This is a genomic window from Solirubrobacter ginsenosidimutans (assembly GCF_027587205.1).
The window spans coordinates 77,961-103,331 of sequence record NZ_JAPDOD010000030.1 but is presented as its reverse complement, the minus strand read 5'-3'; the positions used below and the strand labels follow the sequence as shown (position 1 = coordinate 103,331).

The 25,371-nt window shown below is 68.7% G+C and carries 24 protein-coding genes; 15 read left to right on the top strand and 9 right to left on the bottom strand.

What is annotated here, in order from left to right:
- Positions 1-10 precede the first annotated feature (10 nt).
- Entirely contained in the window at positions 11-976 is a 966-nt protein-coding gene (locus OM076_RS27735; RefSeq protein ID WP_270043366.1) for a YhjD/YihY/BrkB family envelope integrity protein, read from the top strand.
- Positions 977-1,175: 199 nt separating this feature from the next.
- Entirely contained in the window at positions 1,176-2,333 is a 1,158-nt protein-coding gene (locus tag OM076_RS27730; RefSeq protein WP_270043365.1) for a DUF2254 family protein, read from the top strand.
- Between the two features lie 368 nt (positions 2,334-2,701).
- On the opposite strand, the gene OM076_RS27725 is transcribed toward OM076_RS27730, so the two are convergent.
- Positions 2,702-2,839, bottom strand: a complete 138-nt coding sequence (locus OM076_RS27725) for a hypothetical protein (RefSeq protein WP_270043364.1) — start codon at positions 2,837-2,839, stop codon at positions 2,702-2,704.
- A 21-nt stretch (positions 2,840-2,860) separates the two neighbouring features.
- On the opposite strand from OM076_RS27725, the gene OM076_RS27720 reads away from it, so the two are divergent.
- Complete coding sequence (locus tag OM076_RS27720; RefSeq protein WP_270043363.1) at positions 2,861-3,253, top strand: nuclear transport factor 2 family protein; 393 nt, start codon at positions 2,861-2,863, stop codon at positions 3,251-3,253.
- A 487-nt stretch (positions 3,254-3,740) separates the two neighbouring features.
- Here the strand turns inward: OM076_RS27720 and OM076_RS27715 are convergent, their stop codons facing one another.
- From OM076_RS27715 to OM076_RS27700, 4 genes are all read right to left on the bottom strand, one after another.
- The gene (locus tag OM076_RS27715) at positions 3,741-3,932 is read right to left on the bottom strand and encodes a hypothetical protein (RefSeq protein WP_270043362.1); all 192 of its coding nucleotides are present in this window, start codon (positions 3,930-3,932) and stop codon (positions 3,741-3,743) included.
- A gap of 138 nt (positions 3,933-4,070) precedes the next feature.
- Positions 4,071-5,516: an MFS transporter gene (locus OM076_RS27710; RefSeq protein WP_270043361.1), complete on the bottom strand. Its 1,446-nt coding sequence runs from the start codon at positions 5,514-5,516 to the stop codon at positions 4,071-4,073.
- Between the two features lie 242 nt (positions 5,517-5,758).
- Positions 5,759-6,154: an SHOCT domain-containing protein gene (locus OM076_RS27705; protein ID WP_270043360.1), complete on the bottom strand. Its 396-nt coding sequence runs from the start codon at positions 6,152-6,154 to the stop codon at positions 5,759-5,761.
- Between the two features lie 367 nt (positions 6,155-6,521).
- A complete protein-coding gene (locus tag OM076_RS27700; protein WP_270043359.1) occupies positions 6,522-7,559 on the bottom strand; it encodes a LacI family DNA-binding transcriptional regulator in 1,038 nt (345 codons plus the stop codon).
- Positions 7,560-7,734: 175 nt separating this feature from the next.
- Here OM076_RS27700 and OM076_RS27695 point away from each other — a divergent pair, with 175 nt between their 5' ends.
- The 11 genes from OM076_RS27695 to OM076_RS27645 all read left to right on the top strand — a co-directional run bounded on the left by OM076_RS27695 (position 7,735) and on the right by OM076_RS27645 (position 19,687).
- Positions 7,735-8,808: a sugar ABC transporter substrate-binding protein gene (locus OM076_RS27695; protein ID WP_372518085.1), complete on the top strand. Its 1,074-nt coding sequence runs from the start codon at positions 7,735-7,737 to the stop codon at positions 8,806-8,808.
- Between the two features lie 78 nt (positions 8,809-8,886).
- On the top strand, positions 8,887-9,954 hold the full coding sequence (locus tag OM076_RS27690; protein WP_270043357.1) for an ABC transporter permease: 1,068 nt from the start codon (positions 8,887-8,889) through the stop codon (positions 9,952-9,954).
- The gene (locus OM076_RS27685; RefSeq protein ID WP_270043356.1) at positions 9,951-10,793 is read left to right on the top strand and encodes an ATP-binding cassette domain-containing protein; all 843 of its coding nucleotides are present in this window, start codon (positions 9,951-9,953) and stop codon (positions 10,791-10,793) included. The genes OM076_RS27690 and OM076_RS27685 overlap by 4 nt, the downstream gene beginning before the upstream one ends.
- Positions 10,794-10,808: 15 nt before the next feature.
- Positions 10,809-12,011 (top strand): Gfo/Idh/MocA family protein, encoded by a 1,203-nt coding sequence (locus tag OM076_RS27680; protein WP_270043355.1) that lies wholly within the window; start codon positions 10,809-10,811, stop codon positions 12,009-12,011.
- Between the two features lie 10 nt (positions 12,012-12,021).
- Complete coding sequence (locus OM076_RS27675) at positions 12,022-13,032, top strand: sugar phosphate isomerase/epimerase family protein (RefSeq protein WP_270043354.1); 1,011 nt, start codon at positions 12,022-12,024, stop codon at positions 13,030-13,032.
- A complete protein-coding gene (gene iolC / locus OM076_RS27670) occupies positions 13,033-13,950 on the top strand; it encodes a 5-dehydro-2-deoxygluconokinase (RefSeq protein WP_270043353.1) in 918 nt (305 codons plus the stop codon).
- Positions 13,943-14,734: a Cgl0159 family (beta/alpha)8-fold protein gene (locus OM076_RS27665; protein ID WP_270043352.1), complete on the top strand. Its 792-nt coding sequence runs from the start codon at positions 13,943-13,945 to the stop codon at positions 14,732-14,734. The genes iolC and OM076_RS27665 overlap by 8 nt, the downstream gene beginning before the upstream one ends.
- Entirely contained in the window at positions 14,731-15,465 is a 735-nt protein-coding gene (gene iolB / locus OM076_RS27660; protein WP_270043351.1) for a 5-deoxy-glucuronate isomerase, read from the top strand. Before OM076_RS27665 ends, iolB begins: the two co-directional genes overlap by 4 nt.
- Positions 15,462-17,303 (top strand): 3D-(3,5/4)-trihydroxycyclohexane-1,2-dione acylhydrolase (decyclizing), encoded by a 1,842-nt coding sequence (gene iolD / locus OM076_RS27655; RefSeq protein WP_270043350.1) that lies wholly within the window; start codon positions 15,462-15,464, stop codon positions 17,301-17,303. The genes iolB and iolD overlap by 4 nt, the downstream gene beginning before the upstream one ends.
- Complete coding sequence (locus OM076_RS27650) at positions 17,300-18,793, top strand: CoA-acylating methylmalonate-semialdehyde dehydrogenase (RefSeq protein WP_270043349.1); 1,494 nt, start codon at positions 17,300-17,302, stop codon at positions 18,791-18,793. The genes iolD and OM076_RS27650 overlap by 4 nt, the downstream gene beginning before the upstream one ends.
- Before the next feature lie 12 nt (positions 18,794-18,805).
- Positions 18,806-19,687: a sugar phosphate isomerase/epimerase family protein gene (locus OM076_RS27645; RefSeq protein ID WP_270043348.1), complete on the top strand. Its 882-nt coding sequence runs from the start codon at positions 18,806-18,808 to the stop codon at positions 19,685-19,687.
- Positions 19,688-19,717: 30 nt separating this feature from the next.
- On the opposite strand, the gene OM076_RS27640 is transcribed toward OM076_RS27645, so the two are convergent.
- Together OM076_RS27640 and OM076_RS27635 are read right to left on the bottom strand one after the other, a co-directional pair.
- A complete protein-coding gene (locus OM076_RS27640; RefSeq protein WP_270043347.1) occupies positions 19,718-20,041 on the bottom strand; it encodes a hypothetical protein in 324 nt (107 codons plus the stop codon).
- Between the two features lie 65 nt (positions 20,042-20,106).
- Positions 20,107-20,697 carry a carboxymuconolactone decarboxylase family protein gene (locus OM076_RS27635; RefSeq protein ID WP_270043346.1) on the bottom strand — a complete coding sequence of 197 codons (591 nt, stop codon included), beginning with the start codon at positions 20,695-20,697 and terminating at the stop codon, positions 20,107-20,109.
- A 171-nt stretch (positions 20,698-20,868) separates the two neighbouring features.
- Here OM076_RS27635 and OM076_RS27630 point away from each other — a divergent pair, with 171 nt between their 5' ends.
- Positions 20,869-21,405, top strand: coding sequence for a hypothetical protein (locus tag OM076_RS27630; protein ID WP_270043345.1), 537 nt, complete (start codon positions 20,869-20,871; stop codon positions 21,403-21,405).
- A gap of 298 nt (positions 21,406-21,703) precedes the next feature.
- Here the strand turns inward: OM076_RS27630 and OM076_RS27625 are convergent, their stop codons facing one another.
- Positions 21,704-24,370, bottom strand: coding sequence for a DEAD/DEAH box helicase (locus OM076_RS27625; RefSeq protein ID WP_270043344.1), 2,667 nt, complete (start codon positions 24,368-24,370; stop codon positions 21,704-21,706).
- Complete coding sequence (locus OM076_RS27620) at positions 24,367-25,326, bottom strand: dihydrodipicolinate synthase family protein (protein ID WP_270043343.1); 960 nt, start codon at positions 25,324-25,326, stop codon at positions 24,367-24,369. Before OM076_RS27620 ends, OM076_RS27625 begins: the two co-directional genes overlap by 4 nt.
- Between the last annotated feature and the right edge of the window lie 45 nt (positions 25,327-25,371).

The window sequence follows — 25,371 nt, the reverse complement described above, 5'->3', positions numbered from 1 at the left end:
GGCGGGCGCGATGACCGACCAAGCGCCGCGCGAACGTACCGACCCGGTGTCGCCGGAGGCTGGCGCGGAGACCCGGATCGATCTCGGCGCGCCGGCGGAGAGGGCACCGGCCGCCGATGGGCTTCGGTCGGCCGGCGGGCGCGCGATGAAGACTCGCGAGGAGGCGGCACGGCGCGCGGAGGAGTTGCGTAAGCGCAGCGCGCTGGTCGACGCGGCGCTGGAAGCAGGCGATATCGACCGCCGCCGGGCCGGGTCGCTGCTGGCCGGGGGCATCGCGTTCCGGATCTTTCTCTGGCTGTTGCCGGCGGCGCTGTTCGTTGCTGCCGTGGTCGGCCTTTGGCGGCCGACCGGCGACGCCTCGCCCGAGCGCGTCGCGCAGTCGCTCGGCCTCGCCGCCTCGGTCGCGAGCACGGTCGCGGAGGCGACGCGGCAGTCCGATCAGGGTGCCGCCGCGCTGCTGGCGATCGGCATCGCGCTGATGCTGTTGGCGTCGATGAGCCTTATTCGCGCGCTGCGGATCGCGCACGTGCTGGCCTGGGAGGAGCCGCTCCGACGGCCTGCGCGTGCGCCCCGCGACGGCGCGATCTTCTCCGCGGCACTCGTCGCCATGATCGCGATCGAGACCGGCATCACCTACCTCAGACACCAAGACGCCGCCCTGTCGCTACTCCTCATCCCCGTCTCCTTCGCGATCACCGGCGGCACCTGGCTCGGCCTTTCGCTGCTGCTGCCCCATGCCAACGCGAACTGGCGAGCGCTCCTGCCGGGCGCCGCGCTGTTCGCGATCGGCCACGCCCTGTTGCAGGTCGCGACGGTCTACTACTTCGCGCCGAAACTGACCAGAGCGCCCGCGCTCTACGGCTCGCTCGGGTCCGCCGCGACCTTGCTCCTGTGGCTCTTCCTGATCTCTCGGATCGTGGTCGCCGCAGCGTTTCTCAACGCAGCGCTATGGCGCCGAAGCGGCGCTTCCTCATGAGCGGGTTGTCCGCGCTGACGGCGACGCCGAGATCCGCCACCTGGTGCCGGATCGACCGCGAACATGAAGCCGTCGCCAGGATGGCCCGCGTGCGGCGACGATGAGCCTTCACCCGAAGCCGACTCCGGGTGCGCCGCCTGACCGGCAGGCTGCCGCGTCTGGCACTCCGGTGGCAGGCGAAGGCCGCGCGCAGCCGGCGATGCACCGAGGTGCCGCACTACTGCACAGGCGTCGCCTGCGCACGGCGGTGGTGCAGGCCGTCTACGTGTTCGCGGCCGTCGGCCTCGGCCTGCTCGTGCCTACCGTCTCGGTCGGCGCGACGGTCGATAGCGGCCGCGTGACCGAGGTGCTCGTCGCGATCGGCGCGGCGTTCGTGCCCTTCATCGCGATCATCTACTCGCTGCTGTTCATCGTCGTGCAGTTCAGCGCGACCGCGTTCACGCCGCGGCTGAACCTGTTCCGCGACTCCCCGATCGTCTGGCACGGCTTCTCGTTCTTCACCAGCGTCATCGTGTTCGCCTTCACCGCCAGCTTCACGATCGACAAGGACACGCAAACCACCGTCTTGGTCCCGATCGTCATCACGGTGCTCGTCCTGGTGGCGCTCGTGATGTTCCGCGCCCTCCAGGCCAGTGCGTTCAAGTCAATCCAGCTCGCGTCGACGCTGTCGGCCGTTGCCAGACGCGGCCGCGAGGTCGTCAATGACGTCTACCCCGAGCAAACGACCGAGGGTCCCGCAGCCCCTGCAGCGCACGACGCCGGCGACGTGCGGTGGCCGCGCCGGGCCGGGACGCTGCAGGGCATCGACGTGCCGGCCCTCGTCCGCTGCGCCGAGCGCGCGGACGTGGTCATCGAGCTGTGCGTCCAGCCCGGGAAGGTGATCCACCAGCACGGTCGGGTCGCGCTCGTGCACGGCGCCGGCACGGTCGCCGCGCACGAAGTGATCCGCTCACTGCACACCGGCATCGAGCGGACCTTTGACCAAGACCCGACGATGGCGCTGCGCGTGTTCGCCGACATCGCCCTGCGCGCGCTCTCCCCAGGCATCAACGACCCGACCACCGCCATCCAGGCGCTCGACGAGATCGACACCCTCCTGCGGCAGATCGTCGCCCGCGACCTGGCCCTGGAGACCGTCAACGGCTCCGACGGCCAACCCCGAGTCAAACTGCAACTGCCCACCTGGGACGACTTCCTGACCGTCGCCCTCGATGAGATCATCGCGATCTCCCCGTCCTGGCCCGTCCAACGGCGCGTGGAGCAATTGCTCACCGACCTCATCGAGATCGCTCCCGCCGAACACGCCGAAGCGCTGCGCGCGCGCAGCGACCCACCGCAACCGCAGGACCCACGCTGACCCAAGCCCCACGCTGCTGTCGTCCGCCCAGCGAGGCCCGACGGGATCGTCGCGACGGCGCGTTCGCCGTCGCCGACGCTCCGCGCGAGCGGCGTGAGACGAACGCCAGTCGAACCCGTCGCGCCGAACACAACCGTTGAGCGCCGACGCGCACGAGCAGCTAGGCGTCGGCTGGCACGACTGCTGCATTCCATGCGATGCGTCGGCGACGGTGCGGTAGCGCTTCCCGACGGCATATCCGCCGAGGACGTTTGGACGGAACGCGTCCGAAGGAGGGACCATGCCGCAACTGCTCGATGCCGCCGGTCGCCGACCGCGTAACAAGGGCGTCCGCCCGCAGGCATCGACGCCGAGATCATCGAGAGCGTTCACGCCCGCTGAGCGCCGATGGTCCAAGTCAGCACGACGCCGTAACGGTGCCCGGAAACCCGGAGCCGCTCATCGCGCAAAGTAGCCGCGTGCAGGTTGACGGAAGCCACGCAGGCGCGGAGGATGATCGAAAGCATCACCGAACGATCGGAGGAGCCGTGGCTCAGCCAAGCGTTGAACAGGTGCGGGGCGTCTATGACGCCTTTGCCCGAGGCGACGTCGATGCGGTGTTCGCGGCGATGACGCCCGAGATTGAGTGGGACGAGTCCGAGGGCATGCCGTATGGAGGCGTGTATCACGGCCGCGAGGAGATCGTCGCGAACGTGTTCGGTCCGATCCTCGCGGACGTGGAAGGGTTTACTGCCGATCCGGACGAGATCCTCGCCCTGGACGAAGCCCGCGTCATCGCCCGCGGTCGGCACGGAGGCACAGGCGCAGCCGGTCCGGTCGACGCCCGCTTCGTGCACATCTGGACGATCACCGACGGCCACGTGTCGCGCTACGAGCAACTCGCCGACACGCGCAAGTTCTGCGACGCCGTCGGTAAATGACAGGGCATGCGCCCTCGGACGCCCGGTCCCGAGAAGATCGCTCGCAGCGACCGATAGGGCGGCGGATTGCACGATTCGTCATTGAGGAAGCCCACACATATTCTTGCGCGGTGCCGAGCGGGCTCAGCAATGTGATCGACAGGCGAATCGAAGATCTAATCGTGGCCTGGACCCGCTGCAAATGGCGGCATTGCGGCTGGTTCCCGCTCGATGGCTGCGGCCGGCCGTCGCACCAACGGCACTGCGGCTACGACGGATGCTCTCACGTTGCGTTTTCGCCGCAGCGATGGCTTTCAGCATGATCCTCGCGCTTCTGCTCTGAAGCCTTCGCGGCGCGCTCCGCTCGACGAGTCTCGGCCCACTGCCGGTCCTGTCACCAGCCCCAACGCGATCATGCCGCGACGCTCGGTGGTCGGTCGGCAGAGCCACTGTCCAAAGCGGCCCGGCCGTCTGCGTTTCGCCCGTGTGCCTCAAACGAGCCGCGTCATCAGTTCGGCGGGTCCTCGGGCGAGTACTCCTGAAAGAGATTGTTGGGCCTGAACTGAACGGGACGCGTCCGATCCGCGCGGAGCGGGCGAAGCCCGACCATCTTCGGGAACGCGTACATCACCTCGTAGCGCTCCCCAGTCTTGCGCTTGACCCAGACTTCGCCTGGCTCCGGTAGGGCGTCCTCGTTCATTGCGAGGATTCTGACGAGCATCGCTGTCGCGTCGGCGGTGATTGCGAGCGCTATCTCGCGCCAGTCGCCGCGGGCCCCCGGGCGCGACCCCGACGCGCGGACCTCAAGCGTCCGTACGCAGACGAAGACCCGGTCAGCTCAGGCGTGCGTTGGGGCGGCGGGCGCAGAAGGTTCGGGGCCGATCTGCGGCAGTTGGGCGCCGCGTGGGAGCATCGTTGCCGCGGCGAGTCCGGCGAGCGCGAGGACGACCAGCACGATCATCGCGATCACGTAGGTGGTGTTCCCGGAGGCGAGGTCGGAGACGAGGATCGTGCCCGCGATCGCGGTGCCGAAGGAGGAGCCGAGGTTGGAGATGCAGCGCGACAGGCCCGAGATCTCACCCTGCTGGTTCTCTGAGAAGCTGGACTGCACGAGGTTGACCGACGGGGTCAGCATGGTTCCGAGGCCGAGTCCGATCAGCAGGAGCCCGGGGGCGAAGGCGACGGCGCGTGAGGACGCGCCGACGAGCGCGATCAGGAGGCCGATCCCGGTCGCGGTGACGACGAAGCCGGCGATGATCAGGGTCCGTTGCGGGCGCCGCTTGGCGAGTCGCTCGGCGGCCAGGGAGGAGGCGAGGACGCCAAGCGTCGCGGCGGTGAAGATCACGCCCGTCTCGATCGCGTTGTAGCCGCGGACGGTCTGCAGGAACACCGAGACGGTGAACGAGACGCCCATTAGCAGCAGCCACTGGATGTTCTGCGTGGCCAGACCGAGGTTGGACGTGCGGTTCTTGAACAAGGTCAGTGACAGCAGCGGCTCGCGGCCCGCCCGCTCACGCGCGCGGGTGTAGACGAAGAAGGCCGTCACGAAGCCCGCGCCGGCGAGTACCAGGATGGCCATCAGCGCGAGGTCGGTGTCGGCTTGGAGGATCCCGAACACCACGAAGAACAGGCCGACCGCCGAGAGGATCGCCCCGACTATGTCGAACGGGCGGGTCGGGTCCGCTGGAAGCGGGTCCTCGACGCGGCGGCTGAGCACGACGATCAGCGCGACCACCACCGCCTGGAACACGAACGCCGCCCGCCAACTGATCGCGGTGGTGATCAGCCCGCCGATCAATGGCCCGGCGGCGGCGCCGATGCCGCCCAGTCCGCTGATCACGCCGAAGGCTCGCGCGCGCGAAGTGAGGTCGTCGAACCGCAGCGTCGTGAGGATGTAGACGGGCGGGATCAGCAGGGCGGTCCCGATGCCCTCCAGCACGGAGTTGCCGAGGATCAGCACGCCGAGCCCCGGCGCGGCCGCGCTCATCAGCGCACCGATGCCGTACAGGATCAGGCCTGCGGTGAAGCAGCGCTTGCGTCCCCAACGATCGGTCAGCTTGCTGCACGGGATCATGAGGATCGCCATGATCAGCAGGAACAGGGTGATCGCCGCCTGCACGCCGGTCACCGTCGTGTCCAGATCGTGCGTGATGTCGGTGATCATCACGTTCATGTTCGAACCCGCGAAGCTGCAGATGAACTGCGCAAGCGCGAGCGGGGCGAGGAACCTCCGGCGTGCGGCGGCGGAATCGGGATCCGTTTCGGGCTTTGCGGCGTCGGTCACGTCGAGCTCCTCGGACAACGCGCGAAGGTTCCCCGATCGCTCGGGTGGCCCGCATCACCCGTCTCGGGTGAGACCCATCAACGCGTGCTGCCGCGTGGCTCGGGTCGGCCGATACGAGCGTGAGCCCGGGCACCAGCGGTCAGAGCGCTCGACGCCGCGCCGCCGGGTTGCGGCGGCGCCGGCGGAGCCAGGAACCTTCGCCGTGCGAGCCCCGAGCTTGCCGAGGCAGGCAGCGGGATGCGTCAGGCCAGCGCCTTGGCCTTCAGCGAATCGTATTCGGCCTGCGTGATCGCGCCGCTGTCGAGCAGGCCCTTGGCTTTCTCGATCTCGCTCGCGGCGCCGCCCTTGGCGGCGACCGACTGCACGTACTCGTCGAACTGCGCCTGGTCGGCCTGGACGTCCTTGACACGACGCTCGGTCATGCCGTGACCGTTGGCGATCACGTAGACGAGCACGCCGAGGAACGGCAGGAAGATCAGGAAGACGATCCAGAGCGCCTTGACCCAGCCGGACGCGTCGTGGCGGCGGAAGAGATCGATGAAGACCGTGATCAGCACCCAGATCCACGCGACCCAGAAGAAGAACAGGATCATCGTCCAGAACACGTTCAGGAACGGATAGTCGGCGGCGAACAGCATCAGATCGGCCCTCCAGACCGGCGGGAACAGTTCGCCGGATACTGACTGGAAGCACCCGTGTGTCCCTCATGCGATGCGGGTGATGAGCCTGGAGGTTCGCGCGATGAGGTTGCGTGCGTGTCCCCGGGCCGGCATGGCGGCCGGCGAGTTACGCAACGGGAGCTTCGAGGCGCCGTTGACCGGCAGCTGGTACTCGGGAGAACTGCGAGTCGATGCAGCGAGTGCTCGCTCGTTCACAGCGCTCCGAGGTCGCACGCGCGCGTAGAAACGATTCCATGGTGAAAGGTATCCATGGCGCGTTGAAGCTGTCAAGACCTCGCCGTTCGGAGGCACCGGCGACCTGCCGCCACAGCGCCGGCGGCGTTGGTTAGGCCTGTGCGGCGATGCGGGTGGAGCCCGGCGAATTGCAGCCGCAGGAGCGGCGGATCGTGAGCTCTACCGGCAGGCGGATTTCGACCGACGGCCGCTGAGCACCGTGGCGCAGGGCGTCCAGCAGCTGCCGCGCGGCAATGCGGCCGAGCTCGCGCTCGTCGCGCATCAGGGCGGTGAGTTGCGGCTCGATGAACGCGCCGAAGAACGGGTCGTCGAAAGATACGATCGCCAGGTCGTCCGGGACGCGGAGGCCGTGGTCGCGGGCGGCCTGGATCGCGCCCAGGGCCAGCGTGTCACTGGCCGCGACGACCGCCTCGGGCGGCTCGGCGAGCTCGAGCAGGTCACGCATCGCCGACGTGCCGCTCTCGGGCGACCAGGTGCCGTCTGAGAGGACGATCAGCTCCGGGGGCACGGGCAGCGCGCGGCGTCCCATGGCATCGCGGTAGCCCTCCAGCCGCTCGATGCCGGAGGTGAGCGCCGGCGGTGCGCCGAGATAGGCGATGCGCCGGTAGTCATGGAAGTCGGCCAGGTGACCGACCAGCACATCGATGCCTTCCTTGTTGGCCTGCGCCACGTTGGCGTAGCCAAGGCCGGGCTCCAGGCTGTCGAAGAACACGGTGGGCACGGATGGTGCCTCCGAGACACCGCCCGAGCTGGCCATCAGAATCCCCGCAACATCGTGTGCGAGCAGCGACTGCAGGGCCGCCCGCTCGCGCTCCGGCTGGCGCTCGGTGTTCATGACCAGGATCTGATAACCGGCGTCCTCTAGCACGTCCTGCATCGCCTTGGTCGCCCGCCCATAGAACCCGTGGGCGATGTCGGGAACGATCACGCCGATCAACATCGAGCTGCCGCTGCGCAGCGAGCGTGCCATCCGGTTCGGCACATAGCCCATGCGGCGCGCCGAGGCCTGAACCCGTTTGCGCGTGTCGTCGCGGACGGCCGGGTGCCCCGAGAGCGCGCGCGAGGCTGTGCCGAGCGATACGCCCGCGTCGGCCGCGACTTCAACGATGGTCGGTTTGGCCTTCGTCATAGCGCCGGACGTTATCCCCTTGACACGCCGGAATCAATATGGAATCGTTTCTATCTGTGGAAACCTTCCCATAGCGAGAAGGCGGCCGCTCGCGCCAGCATCGGCGCCCAGCACCGAGTCGCCCGTCCTGCTTGCACGCAGGGAGGGCTCGGAGGAGAGGAGTTTCGTGTCTGTCATGTTCACGCCCCGACGGGGCCCGATCGGGCTCGTCGCCGGTGTCGTCTGCGCGCTCACGGTTTCGGCGTGCGGCGTCACTGCGGTGGAAAAGGATTCGTCGAGCGGCGACTCCAGCGGAAGCAGCAACGCCGCGAGCGCTCCTTCGGCCGGCTCTGCCAGCTCCGGCAAGGCGGGGCCGAAGATCTTCGTCGTCGGCGGCAAGTCCGACGACCCGTTTTGGTCGAGGGTCAAGCGGGGCGCCGACGACGCCGCCAAGGTCGTGAAAGCCCAGGGTGGGAGCGTCACGTGGCTGGCGCCAAAGAACTACGACAACCTCGGTCCTGACGCGGCCAAGCTCATCGATACCGCGGTCAGTCAGGGCGCCGACGGCGTCGTCGGGCCCGACTGGGTGCCCGAGGCGCAGGACGCGTCCTTCAAAAAGGTCGTCGGGGGCAGCGCGCCAGTCGTGATCTACAACGCCGGCGGCATCGAGGCGGCTCAGCACGTGGGCGCGCTGAACTACGTCGGCAGTGAGGAGGCCGCCGCGGGCAAGGCCGGCGGCGCGTTCTTCGGCAAGAGCGGCCAGAAGAACGTCCTCTGCGTCAACACGCTGCCGGGCGCCGCGAATACCGAGGCGCGCTGCAAGGGCATCGCCGATGGCATACAGGCAAGCGGTGGCAAGAGCTCCCAGCTCCCGCTGCCGTCCTCGAAGTTCGGTGACCCGACCGCCGTCTCGCAGGCGATCAAGGCTGCGCTGCTCAAGGACGGTTCGATCGACGGCCTGGTCACGATCTCCGCGCCTGACGCGAACTCTGCCGCTCAGGCGATCAAGCAGGGCAACCTGGGGGACAAGGTCAAGCTCGGCACCTTCGATCTCGACCCCACGCAACTGGCACGCATCAAGGGCGGCAAGCAGCTCTTCGCGATCGACCAGCAGCCGTACATGCAGGGCTACCTGGCCGTCTCGATGCTCAGTGCCTACATCCAGTGGGGGATCAGCCTGCCGCAGAAGCCGGTTCTGACCGGTCCGGCGATCATCAGCACCGAGAACGTCGACGCCGTCATGGCCGGCGCGAAGGCCGGCGTCCGCTAGGCGAATGGTGAGTGCGAGACCGCCGGTTTACGGCAGTCACCACTCAACAGAGAATTCTAGGAGAGAGTGAAGAGATTCATGGCCGTCCAAGCGACAAGGCCCACGAGCGAGAAGGGCGTCAGCGCGCCGCGGGTGAATCAGCGTCAATCGCTGAGTAGCATCATGCGGCGCCCCGAGGCGGGGGCACTGATTGCCACTGTCAGTATCTACATCTTCTTCGCGGTGTTCGCCGGTGGTGCGTTCACCGCCACCAAGGGCACCGCGACGTGGCTCAATCCCGCCGCGGAGCTCGGCATCATCGCACTCCCGGTCGGGCTGCTGATGATCGCCGGCGAGCTCGACCTGTCCGTCGGTTCGGTGCTCGCCGCCAGCTCGATGACACTCGCGATCGTCTCAGGGTATTGGGGCAACCCGATCATCGTCGGGATTCTGATCGCGCTCGGGCTCGGGCTCGTGGTCGGATTCATCAACGGGTTGATCGTCACCCGCTCGAAGGTTCCATCCTTCGTGGTGACGCTGGCGACCAACTTCGCTCTCTCCGGCCTCGCTCTATGGCTGACTCGAGCGTTGACCGGGTCGACCAGCGTCGAGATCGCGCCGGAGTCCTGGGCGAAGACCGTGTTCGGCAGCTACGTGAACGGCGACTTCGAAGTCGCGATCTTCTGGTGGATCGGCGTCATCGTGGTTGTCGGTTGGATCCTGCACGTGTCGCGCTTCGGCAACTGGATCTTCGCGGTCGGCGGTGATCTGCAAAGCGCACGCGCGACCGGCATCCCAACCGACCGGGTCAAGATCGGTCTGTTCATGGCGAGCGCGTTCGGGGCTTCCCTCGTCGGGATCATCCAGACGATCATCTACAACAGCGCGCAGGTCGCCAACGGCCAGGCATTTGTGTTCAACTCGATCATCGCCGTGGTCATCGGTGGCGTGTTGCTGACAGGTGGCTACGGCTCAGTCGTGGGCGTCATGCTCGGCACACTGACGTTCGCGATCGTCGGCCAGGGGATCTACTACACGGGGTGGAACCCCGACCTGGCCAACCTGTTCCTCGGCGTTCTCCTGCTGATCGCCGTGATGATGAACAACACCTTCCGCCGAATGGCACTGTCGTATGGACCGCGCAAGAAGAAGGCCTCAACGTCATGACTCAGCCTTTGCTCAAACTGATCGACATCAACAAGTCGTTCGGCACCACGGACGTCTTGACGGACATCAACCTCGAGGTGTTCCCAGGCGAAGTCCTGTGCCTGCTCGGCGACAACGGTGCCGGTAAGTCCACGGTGATCAAAGTCCTCTCGGGCTTTCATGAGCCCACGTCGGGGCAGGTCGAGGTCAACGGGGAACCCACGGTCTTCAAGTCACCCCGAGACGCCAGTGAGGTGGGCATCGCCACCGTGCACCAGTTCGGCGGAACCTTCCCGCTGATGACGATCGGGCGCTCCTTCTTCGTGGGCGCGGAGCCCCTCAAGGGTTGGGGCCCCTTCAAGCGGCTCGACACGCGTTTCGCCGGCGAAGTGGCCGTGCGCGAGATGCAGAGCCTGGGCATCACGCGCATCACCGAGGGCAGCCGCCTGGTGGGCGGGCTGTCGGGCGGCGAACGGCAGGCGCTCGCGATCGGCCGCGCCGTGTACTTCGGTGCCAACGTCCTGATCCTCGACGAGCCGACCGCGGCGCTGGGGGTCAAGGAGGCCGCGCACGTTCTCCGCATCATCATGCAGGCGCGGCAGAAGGGCGTGGCGGTCATCCTGGTCACGCACAACGTCACGCACGCGATGACTGTGGGCGACCACTTCGCCGTCCTGATCCGCGGAGTGATCGCCGACGACTTCCGCAAGGGCGAGCGCACCCGCGAGCAGATCACCGACCTGATGGCCGGTGGCGAGGCGATGGCGGAGCTCGAGGCCGAGATCGAGGAATACCAGCGCACGCACGACGGGCACGTGCCGGCCCCAGGCGACCTCCCGGCCAACAAGTCAACCGCCTAGCCCTGGGATCAGACTGTGACTGAGAATTCGATCGGCGTCGCCGTCATCGGCGCCGGCATGGTGGGGCGTGCCCACGCAGCCGGCTATCGCGTCGCAAGCCAGCTGTACGACCTCGATCTCCCGAGGATTCGGCTCGTCGCCGTGGCCGACGCCTATGAGCCGTTCGCGGTCGACGCGGCTCGTCGCTTCGACTACTCCCGGCCGGAGACCTCCTGGGAGGCCATCGTCGAGGCCGACGACATCGACGTCGTCTCAGTGGCCATCGCCAACGAGTTGCACAGACCGGTCGTCGAGGCGTTGCTCGCCGCCGGCAAGCACGTGCTCTGCGAGAAACCCCTCGCCCCATCCGTCGAGGACGCGGCGGCGATGGTCGCCGCCGCGGAGGCGGCCGACACCGAGTCCGGCGTCGGCTTCAGCTTCCGGAGGATGCCGGGGATCAACGCGATCCGTGAGCAGCTGCACAGCAACGCGATCGGGGAAGTGCGCCACTTCAACGGCCACTACTGGTGCGACTACGCCCAGAATCCGGACAACCCGATGAGCTGGCGCTATCGCGGTGGGCCGGGCAGCGGGGCGCTGGCGGACATCGGCAGCCACATGATCGACCTGGGGGAGTACCTCTGCGGCCCGATCGCCGCGGTCAGTGGCGCGGTGTTCCAGACGTTCACCGTCGAACGCCCGGTGCCGCTGGGCGCCGTCGTGGGACACGCTGCGGGGGCGATCGGAGACGCCAAGGAGCCGGTGGACAACGAGGACATCGCCACGTTCACCGCGATGTTCGAATCCGGCGCTGTCGGCACCTTCTCCATCAGCCGCATCTCGCACGGCCTTCCGAACGGACTCGGCTTCGAGGTATACGCGGCTGACGGCGCCGCCGCCTTCGATCTCAACCGGCCCGGGGAATTCACGTTTGCCGATCACGGTCCGGACGGGAAGACCAACGGCTACCGCTCCGTCCTGATCGGCCCGCAGCATCCCGGCATCGAGCAGGGCATCGCGATGGACTTCCCGTCCGTCGGACACGGTCAGAACGACCTGTTCGTCTGGCAGGCGCGCGCCTTCCTCGACCAGGTCGCCGGGCTCGGCAAGCTCGCTCCCGTGCCGTCCCTCGCCCACGGCCTCCACAACATGGAGATCCTCGCGGCGGTCACCCGGTCGGCGCTCAATGACGGGCAGGCAGTCCCCATCGCGTCCTCGCTCACCTCCACGACCCCGTAAGGAACGCATTATGAAACTCGGTGCCTATACCGCCTGCCTGCACGACAAGACGCTCGAGGAGGCGCTGGCGATCCTGCGCGACCTCGGCCTGAACAGCGCGGAGATCAACGCCGGCGGCTTCATCGGCACGCAGCACATCCCCGTCGACGAGCTCCTCGTGAGCGCTGAGGCCCGCGAGACGTACCTGGCGACGTTCGACGAGTACGGCATCGAGCTGACGGCACTCAACTGCAACGGCAACCCGCTGCACCCCGACCCGGAGGTGCATCACGGCGACGACCTCAAGCGCACGATCAAGCTCGCCGGCCTGCTCGGGATCAAGACGGTGATCACGATGTCCGGCCTCCCTGCCGCCGAGGCCGGTGGCACCCGTCCGTCCTGGACGGTGATCCCCTGGGACAGCGTCTACAAGGAGACACTCGACTACCAGTGGAACGAGGTCGCGGTGCCGTTCTGGAAGGAGATCCAGATCCTGGCCGCCGAGAGTGATGTCGACGTCGCCGTCGAGATGCACCCGCACAACCTGGTGTTCAACCCGGCCACGATGAAGCGGCTCGTCGAGCTGACCACGCCGGACAGCGGCGTCAACCGTGTCGGCGCCGAGATGGATCCCAGCCATCTGTTCTGGCAGCACATCGACCCCATCGCCGCGATCGAGGATCTCGGGGAACTGGTGTTCTTCGCGGCCGCCAAGGACACGCTCATCCACGACACCGCGGCGATCAACGGCGTCCTGGACGACCGCTTCGAATGGATCCCGGCCGAGGAGAACCCGGTAGGCCTGGGCGGCCACTACACGGTCACTCGGTGGCCGGCCGTGCCCGGCTGGTCCTTCGTCGCCGTCGGCCGTGGCCACGACGTGGGCTTCTGGACCGCGTTCCTGAGCGCCCTGGAGCAGCACACCACGGTCGACGCGGTGAACATCGAGCACGAAGACGCGTCGTTCGGTCAGATCGAGGGCCTCGAGTTCGCCGCCCGCAATCTCATCGAGGCCGCGCAGACGACCACGGTCGCCTCCTGAATGTTCGACGTGGTGACCATGGGCCGGATCGGCGTGGACGTCTATCCGTTGCAGATCGGCGTCTCGTTGCGCGAGGTGTCCTCGTTCGGCAAGTATCTTGGCGGCAGCTCGACCAACGTGGCCGTGGCGGCGGCGCGCTACGGCCGCAAGGTGGCGACGATCACGCGCACGGGTCGCGATCCGTTCGGCGAGTTCCTGCACGACGCGCTCCAGGGCTTCGGCGTTGACGATCGCTGGGTGACCCCGGTGGACGGGCTGCCGACACCGGTGACGTTCTGCGAGATCTTCCCGCCCGACGACTTCCCGCTGTACTTCTACCGCGAGCCGACGGCGCCCGACCTCCGGATCGCCGCCGACGAGTTGGACTACGACGCGATCGCGCGGGCCAAGGTCTTCTGGGCGACGGTCACCGGACTGTCCGAGGAACCCTCGCGCAGCGCGACGCTGGCGGCGCTGCGTGCCGCGCGTGGCATCACGGTGCTCGACCTCGACTACCGGCCGATGTTCTGGGACTCGCGCGAGGAGGCTCGGCGCTGGGTGCAGGAGGCGTTGCCCTACGTCAACGTCGCGGTCGGCAACCTCGACGAGTGGGAGACCGCGGTCGGCTCGCGCGACCCGCGCATCGCGGCCACCACACCGCTGGACCTCGCGGTCGTCAAGCAGGGCCCGAAGGGCGTGCTGGCGCGCCGCGGTGAGGAGTGGGCGGAGGTGCCACCGGTGCCCGTCGAGGTGGTCAACGGCCTCGGCGCCGGCGACGCCTTTGGCGGTGCGCTGTGTCATGCGCTGCTCGGCGACTGGCCGCTCGAGCGCGCGATGCGCTTCTGCAACGCCGCCGGTGCGCTCGTTGCGTCGCGGTTGGCCTGCGCCGACGCGATGCCGACCGAGGACGAGGTCGAGGGGATGCTCGCGCATGCTTGACCTGACCGAGATCCGCGCGCGCCGGCCGGAGGCGATCGCGGAGGCCGCAAGCGCTCGGGTGCGCCCCGCGTGGCCTGAGCGCCTGATGGTGATCGCGGCCGACCACCCGGGGCGCGGCATGTTGCTCGGCGATCGCGCCGATCTGCTCGACCGGCTGGTGGTGGCGCTCTCGCGGCCCGGCGTCAACGGCGTGCTCGGCACACCCGACGTGCTCGAGGACCTGCTCCTTCTGGGCGCACTCGACGACAAGGTCGTCTTCGGCTCGATGAACAGAGGCGGGTTGGCCGGCGCGACGTGGTCGCTCGACGATCGCTTCACCGCCTACGACGCGGCGGCGATCGCCGCCGCGGGCTTCGAGGGCGGCAAGATGCTGCTGCGACTCGACCCTGGCGACGCGCTGACGGCCCCGACCCTCGAGGCCTGCGCACGTGCCGTCGGAGAGCTCGCGCAGCGCCGCCTGACGGCGCTCGTCGAGCCGTTCTGGAACGACACGTCGGCGGAGGGCGCGATGAAGGCGATCAGCGTCGCGTCGGCGCTCGGGAGGACGTCGGCCTACACGTGGCTGAAGGTGCCGGTCGTCGAGGACATGGAGCGGGTGATGGCGGCCAGCACGCTTCCCGCGCTGATCCTGGGCGGTGGCGGGCCCGCCGACTTTGAAGCCTGGGATCGCGCGCTCGCGCTGCCGACCGTGCGCGGCCTCGTGATCGGCCGGTCGCTGCTCTATCCGCAGGACGGCGACGTCGCCGCGGCGGTCGACGTCGCGACCGGATTGGTGATGACATGAAGCACACCCGTCTGCGCATCGTCGAGCTCGACGGAAGCGACTTCTTCGACACCGGGGGTGACGAGCTGATCGTGCTCCCGCTGTCGGGCTCCTGCAGCGTGACGATCGACGGCGAGCGCTTCGAGCTCCAGGGGCGCGCGAGCGTCTTCGAGGCCGTCAGTGACTTCGCGTACGCACCGATCGGCGCGCGCGTGCAACTCGAGGGCCGCGGCCGCTTCGCGCTGCCCGCGGCGAAGGCCGGCCGGCGACTGCCGGCGCGCTACGTCGGAGCCGAGGACGTCCCCGTCGAGCTACGAGGCGCCGGCAACGCAAGCCGCCAGGTCAACAACTTCGCAGCGGTCGAGGCGTTCGAATGTGACGCGCTGATCGCCGTCGAGGTGCTGACGCCGAACGGCAACTGGAGCTCCTATCCGCCGCACCGCCACGACGAGCTCGAGGAGATCTACTACTACGAGGTCGCCGGCGGCGGCTTCGCCTACCAGCGCGTCTATGACGGCATGGACCTGCTGGCCGAGGTCCGCTCGGGCGATCTGATCGAGCTGCCGTGCGGCTACCACGGCCCGTCGATGGCCGCACCCGGCTACGACCTCTACTACCTGAACGTGATGGCCGGCGAGGTCCGCGAGTGGAACTTCGTCGACGATCCCGAGCACGCGTGGATCAGGGCCTCCTGGGCCGATCAGGAGCTCGACCCGCGGCTACCGATGACGGCAGCGAGGAGGCACCCATGAGACTCACAGTGGCACAGGCGCTCGTGCGCTTCCTGTCGGTCCAATACAGCGAACGCGACGGCGTGCAGCAGCGCTTGATCCCGGGGTGCTTCGGCATCTTCGGGCACGGCAACGTGGCCGGTGTCGGCCAGGCGCTGCTCGAGCAGCCCGACGCGATGCCCTACTACCTCGCGCGCAACGAACAGGGGATGGTGCACGCCGCCGTCGGCTACGCGCGCATGCGCAACCGGCTGCAGACCCTCGCGTGCTCCAGCAGCATCGGCCCCGGCGCGACGAACATGGTCACCGGCGCGGCGCTGGCCTCGATCAATCGCCTCCCGGTCCTGCTGCTGCCCGCCGACCAGTTCGCGACGCGGGCGGCGAGCCCGCTCCTGCAAGAACTCGAGGACCCGCGCTCGCTCGACGTCTCCGTCAACGACGTGTTCCGCCCGGTGGCACGGTTCTTCGACCGCATCAACCGGCCCGAGCAGCTCCTGTCGAGTGCGCTCGCCGCGATGCGCGTGCTCACCGATCCGGTCGAGACGGGCGCGGTCGTGCTGGCCTTGCCGCAGGACGTGCAGGCCGAGGCCTTCGACTGGCCGGAGGACTTCTTCGAGCGGCGCGTGTGGCGCGTCCGCCGTTCCCGACCGGACGCAGAGTCGCTCGCCGAGGCCGCCGAGCTGATCCGGGGAGCGCACCGGCCGCTGATCGTTGCGGGCGGGGGCACGATCTACGCCGAAGCGACGGACGCGCTCGCGGCGCTCGCCGAGGCGAGCGGCATCGGCGTCGCCGAGACGCAGGCCGGCAAGGGCTCGCTGCCGTACGACCATCCGCAGGCGCTCGGCGCCATCGGCTCGACCGGCACCACCGCGGCCAACGCCGCAGCGCGAGAGGCGGACGTGATCCTCGGCGTCGGCACGCGTTACAGCGACTTCACGACGGCCTCGCGGACGATCTTCCAGCACCCCGACGTGCGCTTCGTCAACCTCAACGTCGCGCCGCTCGACGCGGTCAAGCAGGCAGGACTCGCGCTCGTCGCCGACGCACGGCTCGGGCTCGAGGCGCTCACGGAGGCGCTCGCCGGCACGAGCTTTCACACGCCGCCCAACGGCTGGGATGCCGTCGTCGAACGGGCCTACACGCTCGGCCACACGCCGCTGCCCGCGCAGAGCGAGATCATCGGCGTCGTCAACCGGGTCAGCGAGCCGCGCGACGTCGTCGTGTGCGCGGCCGGCTCGATGCCCGGCGACCTGCACAAGCTGTGGCGCACGCGGGACCCGAAGGGCTACCACGTCGAGTACGGCTTCTCGTGCATGGGTTACGAGATCGCCGGGGCGCTCGGGGTCAAGATGGCCGCGCCGGAGCGCGAGGTGTTCGCCATGGTCGGCGACGGCTCGTTCCTGATGATGGCCCAGGAGATCGTGACCGCCGTCCAAGAGGGCATCAAGCTCAACATCGTCCTCGTGCAGAACCACGGCTTCGCCTCGATCGGCGCGCTCTCGGACGAGGTCGGCTCGCAGCGCTTCGGCACCCGCTATCGCTACCGCGGCACGGACGACGTCCTGCCCGTCGATCTCGGCGCGAACGCGGCGGCCCTCGGAGCGCGAGTGCTCTATGCGCATGGCGTCGACGAGTTCGAGGCCGCGCTGCGCGAGGCGCGCGCGTCCGACGTGACAACCGTCGTGCACGTGGAGACCGACCCGCTCGTCCCGGCTCCAACCTCTGAGGCCTGGTGGGACGTGCCGGTGAGCGAGGTCGCCGCCCTCGCATCGACCCGCGACGCGCGAGCCGTCTACGACCGTCACAAGGCCACGCAACGGACCTTCCTGAAGACCCCTGAGACCGTGAGGACCCCGTGAGCACCGTTCAGCTCGAAACCATTTCGCACCGCATAGGCGGCGCCGCTTCGACCGGCGGCTCGAGCCGCACCACGCCCGTGTACGACCCGGCCACCGGCCGCGAGCAGCGACAGGTCCTGCTCGCCGAGCCCGCCGACGTCGACGCGGCAGTCCAGGCGGCCAAGGCGGCGTTTGCGAAGTGGCGCGACGTGTCCGTGACCCGGCGCGCGCGGGTGATGTTCAAGTTCCGCGAGCTGGTCGACCAGCACACCGACGAGCTCGCGCGGATCATCTCCTCCGAGCACGGCAAGACATTCGACGACGCGCGCGGTGAAGTCGTGCGCGGCATGGAGGTCGTCGAGTTCGCTTGCGGGATCGCGGAGCTCACCAAGGGCGAGTTCTCCGAGCAGGTCTCGACCGGGGTCGACCTGCACTCGTTCCGCCAGCCGCTGGGCGTCTGCGCCGGGATCACCCCGTTCAACTTCCCGATCATGGTCCCGATGTGGATGCACCCCATCGCGATCGCGACGGGGAACACGTTCGTGCTCAAGCCCTCCGAGCGCGACCCGAGCGTGTCCAATCTGATCGCGGAGCTCTACGCCGAAGCGGGACTGCCCGACGGCGTCTTCAACGTGGTGCACGGGGACAAGGTCGCGGTCGACGCGCTGCTCGACCATCCGGACGTCGCGGCGATCTCGTTCGTCGGCTCGACCCCGATCGCCAAGTACGTTCACGAGCGCGCCACGGCGGCCGGCAAGCGCGTGCAGGCTCTGGGCGGGGCCAAGAACCACGCGATCGTGATGCCCGACGCCGATCTCGACTTCGCCACCAACCACCTCATCGCCGCCGGCTACGGATCCGCCGGCCAGCGCTGCATGGCCATCAGCATCGCCGTCGCGGTCGGCGACGCCGGCGACGAGCTCGTCGAGCGCCTGCGCGCGAAGGCGCTCTCGATCCGTGTCGGTCCCGGCCTTGAGCCCGACTCCGAGATGGGTCCTGTCGTCACCGCGGCCGCACGCGACCGGGTCGTCGGCTATGTCGAGCGCACCACCGCCGACGTCGTCGTCGACGGTCGCGAGCACTCCCTCGGCAGCGACGGATTCTGGGTCGGGCCGACGCTGCTCGACAACGTCACCACCGACATGGAGGTCTACCGCGACGAGGTCTTCGGGCCGCTGCTGGGCGTGGTGCGGGTGGCGACGCTCGACGATGCGATCGCGCTCATCAACGCCAACCCCTACGCCAACGGGACTGCGATCTTCACCGACTCCGGCCAGGCCGCCCGCGAGTTCCAGCGCCGCATCGAGGTCGGCATGATCGGCGTCAACGTGCCGATCCCGGTGCCAATGGCCTTCTACAGCTTCGGCGGCTGGAAGGACTCGCTGTTCGGCGATCATCACATCCACGGCCCCGAGGGCGTGACGTTCTATACCCGCGCCAAGGTCGTGACCACTCGCTGGCCCGACCAGGGGCACGAGACGACCAACATGCACTTCCCGACCGCGAGCTGACGGAGGAGACCGATGAAGATCGCCTTGGACCCGTACATGTTCCGGGACGTGCCGCTGCTCGAGCTCCCGGCGCTGGTGGCCGAGCTCGGCTACGAGTACATCGAGCTCTCGCCGCGGCCGGACTTCATCCCGTTCTTCGTCCACCCGCGCGCGGACAAGCGACGGATCTCGGAGTTCCGCCGCGCGCTCGCCGACGCGGGGGTGAAGATCGCGACGATGCTCCCGCTCTATCACTGGGCGGGACCGGACGAGGACGAGCGCCAGAACGCGGTGCGGTACTGGAAGCGCGCGATCGAGATCACGGTCGAGCTCGGCGTGGACACGATGAACAGCGAGTTCAACGGACGCCCCGAGCAGCAGCCGAAGTCGGAGGGCCAGTTCTGGCGCTCGATGGAGGAGCTGCTTCCGATCTTCGAGCGCGAAAGCATCCAGCTGCGCCTGGAGCCGCATCCCGACGACTTCATCGAGGACGGTCGCGAGGCCGTGGACATGATCCGGGGCATCAACCACCCGAACGTGTCGTTCCTGTATTGCGCGCCGCACACGTTCCACATGGGTGGCGATCTGGCCGGGGTCATGGAGTACGCGGGCGATCTGCTCACGCACCTGCATGTCGCCGACTCCTTGGACCACCGCGCTTCGTCAGGACTGCGCTACATCGTCAACCCACCCGGGTCGGCGTGCCGCGTGCATCAGCATCTCGACATCGGCCAGGGCGAGGTGGACTGGGACCTGTTCTTCGGCACACTCGAAGGCCTCGAGTTCGACGGCGTGATGACGGCGTGCGTGTTCGCCTGGGAGGACCGGGCGTACGAGTCCTCCAAGTTCATGCGCGAGGAGATGGGTCGCCGAACGCGCGACTGGAAGCACCTCGCCACCCCCGCTACGCGCTGAGGCCTTCGCGTGGCCGCGACTGCTCGCCGCCTATGCGGCCTCCGCGATCTCTTGCTGGCGCGGCCCGAGCACGGCTTCGCGGATGCGCTCGGACAAGCGCGGCTCGCGCTCGTACGCCTTGATGCCGTCGGCGCGCAACCGAAGAAGCGTGGCCACGTAGGAGGGCGCGAGGTCGGAAGCTGCGATCGTGCGGTTCTCGCTGAGCGAGAGCGCAGCGATGACCGCGTGGTCGTGTTCGGCCACTAGGGTGCGCCCGGCGAGCGGGCCGACACCGGCCGCGGCGGCGAGGCGGCGCAGCGCGATCGCGTCGTGGGCGGTCGCGGGCCGGATGGTATGCGAGTTGGCGGGGAACATGCTTGAGAGGACGCTGGCCCGCCGCCCATATTCCTCATGTCAGCCTCGTGCGAAGCGACAGCGGGTCAGCGCTCGGCGATCGGACGCCCGACCGTGAGGACGTCTCGAAGGTCGGCGTCGAGTTGTGCGTACCGGGCGTCGGCCTCGATCCCGAGACCGTCTAGCACCGTGCTGAAGAAGCAGCGCACCGCGGCGGCGAGGACGACGTCGAGGATGTCTGTGTCGGTGAGACCGAGCGTCCGCAAGCGATCGACGTCGGCGTGTGTGACCGAGGAAGCGTCGAGGGCGAGCTTGTCGGCGAACTCGATGACCGCGGTGTCGACGCTGTCGAGCGTGCCTGTGTCGCCCGCGCCGAGCACGGCTCGGAGGTCGTCGGGACTGAGGAACTTGTCAAGGAGCACTGATCCGTGCGCGAGGGTGCAGTAGCTCGAGCGCAGACGTTTGGCAGCGGCGATGGTCGCGAGCTCGTAGCGCCGCAGGTCCATGTTGGCCTTGACGGCGCCGTTGAGCTGGCGCCATGCGGCGTATACGTCGGGTCGGAGCGAGAAGCCCTTGGTCAGGTTCGGGAGATAGCCGAACGTCTGTCGGTCGGTCTCGTACATCGCGGCGAGAGCGCCCGTTGCCTGGTCTTCGGGAATGACGTTGATGAACGGCATGCCGGCGTCCTTTGTGGTCGGTTCCTCTGCGAACGCCGGCGGGCGATGCGGCTACGGCGTGCGCAGCGGTCAGCGCACTATGACGCCGGCAGACCGCGAACGACGTGAGGATCATCGTCCGGAGCGGGAGTGGGCCGTCTCGGATGTGCCGCCGCGGCTATTGTCGCGATCATGGTTGAAGGCGGGGGAGACGTCGCCGCCGCGCCGGTGTTGGCACCGGTGGTTCGCGCATACTTGCAGCTCTTTTTCGCCCTGGTGCTCGCGGGGGTGTTGTCGGCGGTTGCGGTGAAGGCGTTCTACTCGCCGAGCGCGATCGACATCGCGGTCTCGCTCGTCTCCGGGGCACCCGCATGGGTGCTGTCACGCAGACGAGTGTTCCGGCAGCTCGACCAAGCCGGCGCGCCGCCGACAGTCGAGACCGAACCGCGCTCGGCGACGACGCGCAGGCTCTTCATCAGGGTCGCCCGGCTGACGGCGTTCCTCGCCGTGATCCTCTTCGTGATACCGCTGCTGATCGGGGCCTCTGACGATTTCCTCGGCAATGCCACATCAATCGGCGCCGGAGCACTGCTCTCGAACGGCTACGCCTGCGCGCTGCTGCATCTGTCGGCACGTAAATGGGAGCAAACGCACGACCGCATGATCGTCTATGAGGTGCGACCTCACTGGAGCATCCGCCCCACCGACGTCTACCTCGCCGCGCGGTAGCTGCCAACTGGCCGGTGCGCCGACGCCCATGCGGCCAACTTGCGCGCTGTGCTCGGGGTCATAGGTGCGTACACCCGACCCACCCCGGAAAGGGGGCGCACCATGTTCAGCGCCAAGCTCAAGCGCTCGCTCGTCGGCGTAATCGTCACGGCAGGGCTCCTCGTCGCCGCCGTGCCGGCCAGCGCCGGAACGTTCGTCGGCAACCCCACGTAGGCCAGGCCAACCTGGCTCGGTGATTGCGTGGGCGCGGGACAAGTGCCGCGTCCACGCGTTCATTGACGCGCAGCGATTCGTCGTTTCAGTAGTCCGCGGGATCAGCTGACCACTCGCGCAGAACGGCGTCGAGGCCGGTGTTGAGCGCCACGGCGTCCGGCCACTTCCCTTCCAGGTACTCGAATTCGGCGTCGTGGCCCTGCCCGGGTGTGACGCTGTGGACAACCTCGTGCCAGAGCAGGAAGCCGAGCAGTTCCTCGGAGACGATCGACTCCTGCGTCTGGAGCAGCACGTTGATCACGATGCGGTGCTCGCCCGGGGTGTCCCCGAGCCGCCACATCCCGAGATAGGACTTCGTGACACGGTTCGACCAGCGCACGTGCGGGCGCACGAGCCGGTGCCGTCGCGTCTCCGGGAGCAGTTCGGGCGCGCGGCGCAGCACGAGCTCCAAAGTGGGCTCGAGGCTGCGGTCGGGGCGCCGCGGGAGCGGGGGACGGCCGGGGACGTCCGGCAGCGGCGCCTCCGGCACCCGCGGCCGCGCGAGCTGGCGCTGCCAGTGCTCGACCGCCTCCGCGAAGTGCCGCGACGTGGGATACACCACCTGAGCGAGCGGGTCGTCGTACGCGGCAGCGATGACGGCCTGCCGTTCGGCGTAGGTTCGCGGCGTGTCGTCGGAGAGCGTGCGGGCGACGTCGATCGGCGCGAGGCTGCGCGCCACAGGGTGAAACGGGGGCGGCGCGCCGTGTTCGGCGACGTGCAGTTCGAGCCGCTCGAGATGCTCGGTGGCGACCGGTGGGGGAGGCGCGTCGTCGGGCCACAGAAACGGGCCGCCGCGCAAGAGGTGTTCGCGGAGCAGCTCGTACTGGTGATCGAAGACCGGCACGGTGGCGTCGGGCAGTTCGTAGGCGCCGACGATCTGACGTTGTTCGAGCGCGATCTGCACGTCGGGCGCCGGCCCGTCCTCGGGTGCGGTCGCACTCAAGGCACGCAGCGCCGCGGCCACTGCGGCCGCCACGTCCGGCGGGCCGGCCGCAGACGGAGCGCCGTCGCCGCCTTCCCACGGGCCGGTCGGTGACAGCACGGCGGTGAAGTCCTCCCAGTCGTCCTGCAGGTAGACGACGTTCGCGGTCGCTTCCCCGCCCGCCGCGATCCCGCGCAACACTCGGCCGACCATCTGGGAGAGGACGTTCGGGCTGGTCGTCGCGCGGGCGATCAGCGCGGTTCGCGCCTCCGGGAGATCGACCCCTTCGAGCAGCATCCCGACCGAGATCAGCACGGCGCGTGGGTGCTCTTTGAACCAGGGCCGCAGGTCTGACAGCGTGGCCTCGCTCTGCGAATGCAGGGCTCGGGCGTCGATCCCGGCGGCCTTGAAGTGCAGAACAAGATCGTCCGCGTTCTCGATCGTCGTGGTGAACAGCAGCGTCCGGCCCCACGCTTCGGCGCGCGCCTCGTACGCGCGCAGGACGACCGCGTTGCGCTCGTTGGTCTCGAGCTTGCGCAGGACGGTCATGGGGAGGTCGCCGACGCGCTCGGCCTGATCGCGTTCCTCGGCCGTCACCGGGATGCGCAGATGGGTACGGACGGGCGTGACGGTGTAGGCGGCGAGGACGCCGTCGGCGATCAGCTCCTCGCGGGTGCGCGAGATCACCCGCTGCGGGAAGGCGGCGTCGATCCGGTCCTGGCGCTCGCCCTGACCCCACGGCGTGGCCGTGAGCCCGACGACGTCGTGGATCTCCGCGTCACCCACGAGATCGAGCAGCATCTGGTAGCTGCGCGAGGCGACATGGTGGGCCTCGTCGACGATCACGATCGTCGGGCCCTTCAAGAAGTTCGAGACCTCGGTGCGGCGGCGGCTGCGCCGGTCGAGCTTGCGCGAGATCGTCTGGATCGTCGCGCAGGCGATGTGGGTGTGGCGGCGGTCGAGGAGGCTGGTCGGCTCGCGATCGCCGGCGAAGATCCGCAGCGTGCGCTCGAAGCCGGCCGGAAGTTGGTGGGCCGCTCGCTCGAAGCGGGCGGCCGACTGGTCGAGCAGCGAGATCTGGTGGGCGAGCCACAGCACCCGCAGCTGCGGATCGCGCTGGAGCTGTTGCAGGAGCCAGCCGACGGCGACGTCCGTCTTTCCGGCGCCGGTGGGGAGGACGACCAGGCCGCGCACCGGGCCTGCGCGCTTGAGCTCGTCGAGCGTCCGCTGGGCCTCCAGCGTATGCGGGTACGGGGCGTACAAAGGGTCGCCACCCTGGCCGCGGAGGTCGTAGACGCCGCGCGCGTCCTCGCCCGCCCCGGCCTTGGGGATCAGCCACGACGCCCGGTGCTCGCGATGGAACGCGTCGCGCAGGTTCTCGAGGAAGTTGTTCGTCTTCTTGCGTGCCTGCAGGAAGTCGACCTGGCTCGCGCGCGTCGCGTAGACCTTGTCGAGGTACGCCTTGCCGAGCGCGGTCTGGATGATGTTCGTCAGGCGGGCGAGCGTGTCGTCGCGGGCGTGCGGCAGCCAGCGCTCGAGCAGCACGGGCGCGACGCGGGTCATCGATCGCTTCGGCAGTTGGGTGCCGAAGACCCGCCCCGCGACATCGACAAGGAGCGCGGGGTCGTGCACGTCCGCGAGCGCGTCCCGGCCATCGGGAAGGGACGCGATCAGGTCCCGCAGCAGAGCGCTGTCGACGAGCTCCCACTCGAACGAGGAGCGCCAGCGCTTCCCGGGTGGGGCCTGGCCGGTCCGGTCCGCGGCACGGACGTATCCCTCGCGCTCCTTCATGGCCTGTATGTCTGCACGGCGCCGGGCAGTTGGCTCCAGTCCGCGTACCAGGCGTCGAAAAGCGCGAGCTGGCTCTCGACGTAGCCACGCTGGCTCGGGGTCAGCTCGTCGGTCTCGTTGAAGTGCAGCGTGTATTCGGTCTCGCCGCGCAGGACGAGCATGTACTTGAAGTAGAGGACGAGGTCGGGGCCGACGTCGAAGGACGCGAGCACGCCCATCGCCCGCTCGAGCTCGAGCGCCCGCTGACGCGCCTCTGCCTCGCCGCGGGCCGCGGCGCGGCAGAGGTTGGTCAGGTGCAGCACCTCGATCGGGAGGACGTTGCCGATGCCGGTGATCGCTCCGGTAGCGCCGCAATTGACATAGCCGTGGAAGACGGCGGTGTCGACGCCGACCGCTAGCGCGACGCTGTCGCCCGCGCTGGTGATGTTCTCCGCGGCGTAGCGGAGATCCTCGTCGCCGCCGAACTCCTTGAAGCCGACGAGGTTGGGGTGCTGCTCGCGCAGCGCGAAGAACAGGTCCGCGCGGGTGGCGAAGCCGTAGTACGGGCTGTTGTAGATGACGGCGTCGAGCTCGGGAGCGGCGGAGAGGATCGCGCTGAAGTGCGCCTTCTGCGCGGACAGGACGGAGCCGCGCGAGAGGACCCGCGGGATGACCATCAGGCCTTGAGCGCCGACCCGCTGCGCATGCTCGGCGAGCGCGACCGCCGCGCGGGTGTTGATCGCGCCGGTGCCGACGACGACCGGGATGCCCGCATCGACGAGGCGCTCGATGCCCTCCATGCGCCATTCGTCGGTCAGCAGCGGCCAATCGCCCATCGAGCCGCAGTAGATCATCGCGCTCATGCCGTGCTCCAGCAGCTGCTGGGCCTTGCGCACGAGGGCGTCGAAGTCGGGGGTGCGGTCCTCCTTGCACGGCGTCATGAGCGCGGGGAGGGTGCCGGTGAAGATCGAGGTCATGGTGGGTCTCCGGAGTCGGGGCAGGTCAGCTTGCCGCGCGTCACG